The organism is Frischella sp. Ac48, from assembly GCF_019641635.1.
GTDB classification, from domain to species: Bacteria; Pseudomonadota; Gammaproteobacteria; order Enterobacterales; family Orbaceae; genus Frischella; species Frischella japonica.
This window is the reverse complement of record NZ_JAETXP010000022.1, coordinates 1-4891: the sequence shown is the minus strand read 5'-3', so window position 1 is coordinate 4891 and position 4891 is coordinate 1. Positions and strand designations below refer to the sequence as shown.

General features: G+C 33.1%; 8 protein-coding genes. All 8 read left to right on the top strand.

Features of this window, described 5'->3' with window-relative positions:
* Nucleotides 1-537: Fic family protein (locus tag JMI89_RS11570; protein WP_220680152.1), on the top strand; the 537-nt coding region annotated here is incomplete at its 5' end.
* The gene (locus tag JMI89_RS11565; protein WP_220680151.1) at nt 527-757 is read left to right on the top strand and encodes a hypothetical protein; all 231 of its coding nucleotides are present in this window, start codon (nt 527-529) and stop codon (nt 755-757) included. The genes JMI89_RS11570 and JMI89_RS11565, both read left to right, overlap by 11 nt.
* 6 nt (nt 758-763) lie before the next feature.
* Complete coding sequence (locus JMI89_RS11560; RefSeq protein ID WP_220680150.1) at nt 764-1054, top strand: cyclic-phosphate processing receiver domain-containing protein; 291 nt, start codon at nt 764-766, stop codon at nt 1052-1054.
* Between the two features lie 293 nt (nt 1055-1347).
* Entirely contained in the window at nt 1348-1689 is a 342-nt protein-coding gene (locus JMI89_RS11555; protein ID WP_065559780.1) for a DUF6717 family protein, read from the top strand.
* Nucleotides 1690-1881: 192 nt separating this feature from the next.
* Nucleotides 1882-2571 (top strand): EndoU domain-containing protein, encoded by a 690-nt coding sequence (locus tag JMI89_RS11550; RefSeq protein ID WP_220680149.1) that lies wholly within the window; start codon nt 1882-1884, stop codon nt 2569-2571.
* Complete coding sequence (locus JMI89_RS11545) at nt 2571-3062, top strand: DUF5376 family protein (protein WP_187756468.1); 492 nt, start codon at nt 2571-2573, stop codon at nt 3060-3062. Before JMI89_RS11550 ends, JMI89_RS11545 begins: the two co-directional genes overlap by 1 nt.
* Nucleotides 3063-3270: 208 nt before the next feature.
* Nucleotides 3271-4278: a hypothetical protein gene (locus JMI89_RS11540; protein WP_220680148.1), complete on the top strand. Its 1008-nt coding sequence runs from the start codon at nt 3271-3273 to the stop codon at nt 4276-4278.
* 10 nt (nt 4279-4288) lie between these two features.
* A complete protein-coding gene (locus JMI89_RS11535; RefSeq protein ID WP_187756448.1) occupies nt 4289-4651 on the top strand; it encodes a hypothetical protein in 363 nt (120 codons plus the stop codon).
* The last annotated feature ends 240 nt before the right edge of the window (nt 4652-4891 follow it).

The window sequence follows — 4891 nt, the reverse complement described above, 5'->3', positions numbered from 1 at the left end:
GGACGACTAAAAAACAGTTTGGAAGGATTATTAATCGGCAGCTTAGCCGAACCCCTTACCCGCTCATTACGCTTACTAAAATACGCCCGCATCAAAATAACCGCTACCGAAGTCAGAACAAAAGTACATTATAAAATTGAAACAGTTGAAGTAGAAGGGAATTGGTATAATACTGAAAAAGCAACTGATTTTGTCGTTTCATCATTTAAGGAATTAAGTATTGAAGAAATATCAAACATAAATAAATCATATGGAGGAAGTCATACATTAACAGGTGAAATAGAGACAATTCTTGCTAATATGTCATATAGAGAAAATTTTTATGACAAAATTGCTGTAGCTATAAGGGATATTGCAGGGCGACATTTATTTAATGATGGTAACAAACGCACTGCACAAACAGTTGTTGAACAATTAGTAAATAAAAATAATATGAATTTGTCACCTGTACAAATTCGAAAAGTAATAGATGATGTAGCAACCGGAAAATTAAGAGAAATTGAAGATATATCGAGGGCTTTAAAAAATGAAAAATAATTTTAAATTAGAGTGTTATTGGAAAAATATTGAAGCGATAGCAAAAGATGGAGCATCCGTTATTATTAAGTTGGATGGTCAACGGAGTAAAGATAATTTCTATTCTGTTGTTTTATCAGGAGGCAAGTTAAAAGATGGTTTTTTCAGAAAAGATGGTGCGGAACTTGATTTATTGCTTGAAGAGTTAATAGCATATTATGATTCTTTATCTAATTATTGAATAATTATGAAAATATTTTTAGATGATATTCGAAAGCCTCCAAATGGATGGATTCAAGTATATTGGCCTGATGAAATGATAAATTTATTAAAAACTGGTTTTGTAGAAGAAATTAGTTTAGATCATGATTTAGGGGATGATAAAAGAGGTACTGGTTATGATGTTCTTTTGTGGATAGAGAATGCTATAGTTATGAAAAACTTTGAACCTCCAAAAATAAAAATTCATTCGGCTAATATTTCAGCTCGAAGAAAAATGGAATTAGCTGTAACGAATATTAATAAATTGCGTAGATAATTTATTAATATTCGTAGGCTTAATAATAAAATGATAAATGAAAATTATAAGTTTTCATTAAATTTATTGAAAACATATATTAGTTATCATAATAATAGTATCTATCAATTAAAATTAGATAGTATAGAGAAGTTAATTGATATTAGGAAAGAAGGTATTTCTGATGATGACTTGAAATACGACTCCAATTTTTTATTTATTGGTCACGAAAAACTACCAATTTGGACTCCTAACTCCAAAATTCTCTTCGCGCTAATGAATATTTTACGAATGTTTCCATTAAGGGAAAATACATGAACTCAATTAATATTATAAAACCATATAAATATCTTGATATGTGGGTCTTTGATGATGAAAAGGTAGGCTTGTTACAAGAGCCTTTTGTTTCTGGCGCAGATACTTTAATTGATAAAGCCACTGAATCAATCCCAAATGCTGAAAAAGGATTTATTTTAATCTTTTCTAAAGATTACTTCCCTGATACCGATCTTTGTTTAGAATGGCGAAGATCTGATAATGCTGGTAACTGGTATTACTCGAAAGAATTTGATATGGAAGGTTGGCTTTGTCCTGCTTTGTTTAAGTATTTTCCTGAAGCCCCCAAAAACTTGTATGTCAAAATTAAATCTATCTAGTTAGAAAATCTAATATTACAAATTATCATGAATGTTAATGTCACTAGTGCTTTATAAATCGGCAAAATATAAAAAACCACACAATATTGTATGTGATTATCTAAAGGAAAAGTTGTAATGCTCACTACTAATCTACTTTGAAAAGTGATCATTGACCATACTAAATTCAACCAACTTTTTTAGCGATTTAGTTTGGAAGGATTATTAATCGGCAGCTTAGCCGAACCCCTTACCCGCTCATTACGCTTATTAAAATATGCCCGCATCAAAATAACCGCTACCGAAGTCAGAACAAAAGTACATTATAAAATTGATACAGTCACGGTTGAATTAGATGAGGTTAATTGGAATAATGTTGCTGAAAAGGGAACGAGAAATATAGAAAGTAAAGTTGGAGAATACCTTGAAGATTTTACATCATCTTCTACACCGGCAGAACTAATTCAACAACAAGCCGATAAAGGTACTCAGATAACGATCAATACTGAACATATTTTAAATGGTGAGATTAAAACTTATGCAAACGGTACTAGGATTGGTACCGGTGGGCATTATTTAAGAGATCCGAATATTAGGGTTGATATATGGACTGGTGCAGCAGATGCTAATGGTGTCACAAAAGGATATATATCAGTCAGAGATCCTGCAACCGGAAAATGGTATAAAAAACAAGCTGAAACAACTTTTTTCCCCGAGCATTGGTCTAAACGTCAAACAGAAATGGAAATTAAAAGTGCTTTTGAAAATTCAAAACCCAATCCTGATAATAAAGAAATGTGGCAGGGGACATCCTCAAGTGGTATAGAAATGGAAGGCTTTTATAAAAAACCGAATGGCACAGGTGCTACAGCATGGCCTGTTTATCAAGGAGTTAAGAAATAATGTTAAATAAAAAAATAATATTCAATTGGAACAAAACATTTAGTATGTTCCGCCCATCAGGTTGTTTTTCTGATGAGAATATAAGATATAGACCAAAACAAGGCTATGGTATTATTGCATTAGCATCTTGGTTATCATCAGATCTTCAATGTTCTATTAACTCTGTTAATATCTGGATAAGTAACTTGATTGATTTGGAAAATAGCCCTGCACCAGATGGTATGTTTGGTGTTGGTAATGCTTTTTGGGTTCTAATTACTGATGATTATATTTTTATTGGTACAGAGTATTCAGAAGAACAACAAATATTAATAAACAAAGAACAACTTTTATATGTGTTAGAGCAATATAAAGCTTTTTTAGAAGGAGATTATAAAGATCCCGATAATCCACCCGATCCTATTGATGTTGAGTTTATTGCTGAAGGCCAAGAAGCGATCGATATCTATAATGGATTGCCAAATTCTCATTTGGTTCCTTACGCTTGTTAATCAGTTCCCCGCTTAACTTGTGGGGAGCGAATTTTTAAGTACCCAGATCCACATTGTATGTTCAATAATTAATATATTCTGCTCAATTTTAATAATGGTTGGTCGTCCGACATAAAGCCTTATCAGTTCCAGCTACTAGCCCTCAATGACCTTGTGACCAAAGCACTACGCTTGGTATACCAATGTCCCGTTACAAGTATTGGTTGAAGTGCGTAATGCCGGACAAAATACCTTAGATTATATCTGGCAAAATTCTATGCCATCGATTATTTTATGGAAAACCTATGCCGAAATTCCCCATAATAAACCAATTGGCGAAGCACCCAATCCCTTACAACTGCCTCAGGTTTCACCACCTGAAACCATCGCCGGTGCTTTAACGCATGGCGTGAGTCAATTTCTGGTCGGTTTTATTCCTATGTTTAAAGCCAGCAAGTTTATCCGGCCGTTGCAAAAAATGGGCTCATGGGGCAAAGGAATGATAGCCGGCAGTGTCACCGATTTTGTGGTATTTAATCCCCATGAAGAACGCCTGTCAAACTTAATACAACAATTTCCTGAACTGGCTAACCCAGTAACCGAATATCTACAAGCCAAACCGGACGACAAGGCTGCTGAAGGACGACTAAAAAACAGTTTGGAAGGATTATTAATCGGCAGCTTAGCCGAACCCCTTACCCGCTCATTACGCTTACTAAAATACGCCCGCATCAAAATAACCGTAACTGAAGTCAGAACAAAAGTACATTATAAAATTGATACAGTCACAGTTGAATTAGATGAGGTTAATTGGAATAATGTTGCTGAAAAGGGAGAGAGAGGCTCTTTAACCGGCAAACCAACTGAAATACCACTTTCAAGTACTTCTGAAAATATACGCTCAATTATAAGAGAAAATGAAAGTGCTCAAATTCTTTCAAAGAATGGTTATCATGTGGAACAGAATCCTATTACATCAGGAATAAAAAATCCAGATTACAAAATTAACAGTGAAATATTTGATAACTATGCTCCAAGTTCAAATAATGTTAGGAATATTTGGGCTGGCGTTGAAGATAAAGTGCTTAAGGGGCAAACAAACAATGTAGTTATTAATATATCTGATTCTAAAGTGACAGTAGATGCTCTTGAAGAACAGTTTTCTAAATGGGAGATTAAAGGATTGGATAAAATAATTGTTATAGATAAATCAGAAAATATAACTAGAATTAAGTGAGATAAATATTATGGCAATAGATATAACATGCTATACAACATTAGATGCAGAGTTATTAAATAAAAAAATTAGTAAGATTAAATCAGATTATAATGATATTTTTGATAAATCATATATTATTTATTTGGCTTCACCAATTTTAGAACGAAAACAATTAGAGTTTATTAGTGATAAGCAGAAAAGATATTCTCAAGAAAGTAAGTTATTAATTGCTGAAGAATTTGGTTTTGAAGGTGCTAGATCATATTTTATGGTATCGGTAAATGATAAATCCTTTCCGGAAATGAATACATCAGAAATAGCAGATCTATTACGCTCAGAGCTAGGAAAAGAAAATATGATTGTATTGCTCAACAATGAGAAATTAATTTAATATTTTCCCCGATCAATAGATTGGGGATTTTCATTTATTTTTAGATCTCTATCACAAGCTTAATCATTATTTTATTCTGCTCAAAGTTAATGAACGGTAGCCCGATATAAAATTCTATCTGCTCCAGCCACTAGCCCTCAATGACCTTGTGACCGAAGCACTACGCTTGGTATCAAGATGTTCCCTTACAGATATTGGGCGGATTACGTGATGCGGGGCAAAGTACATTAAATTTATTAT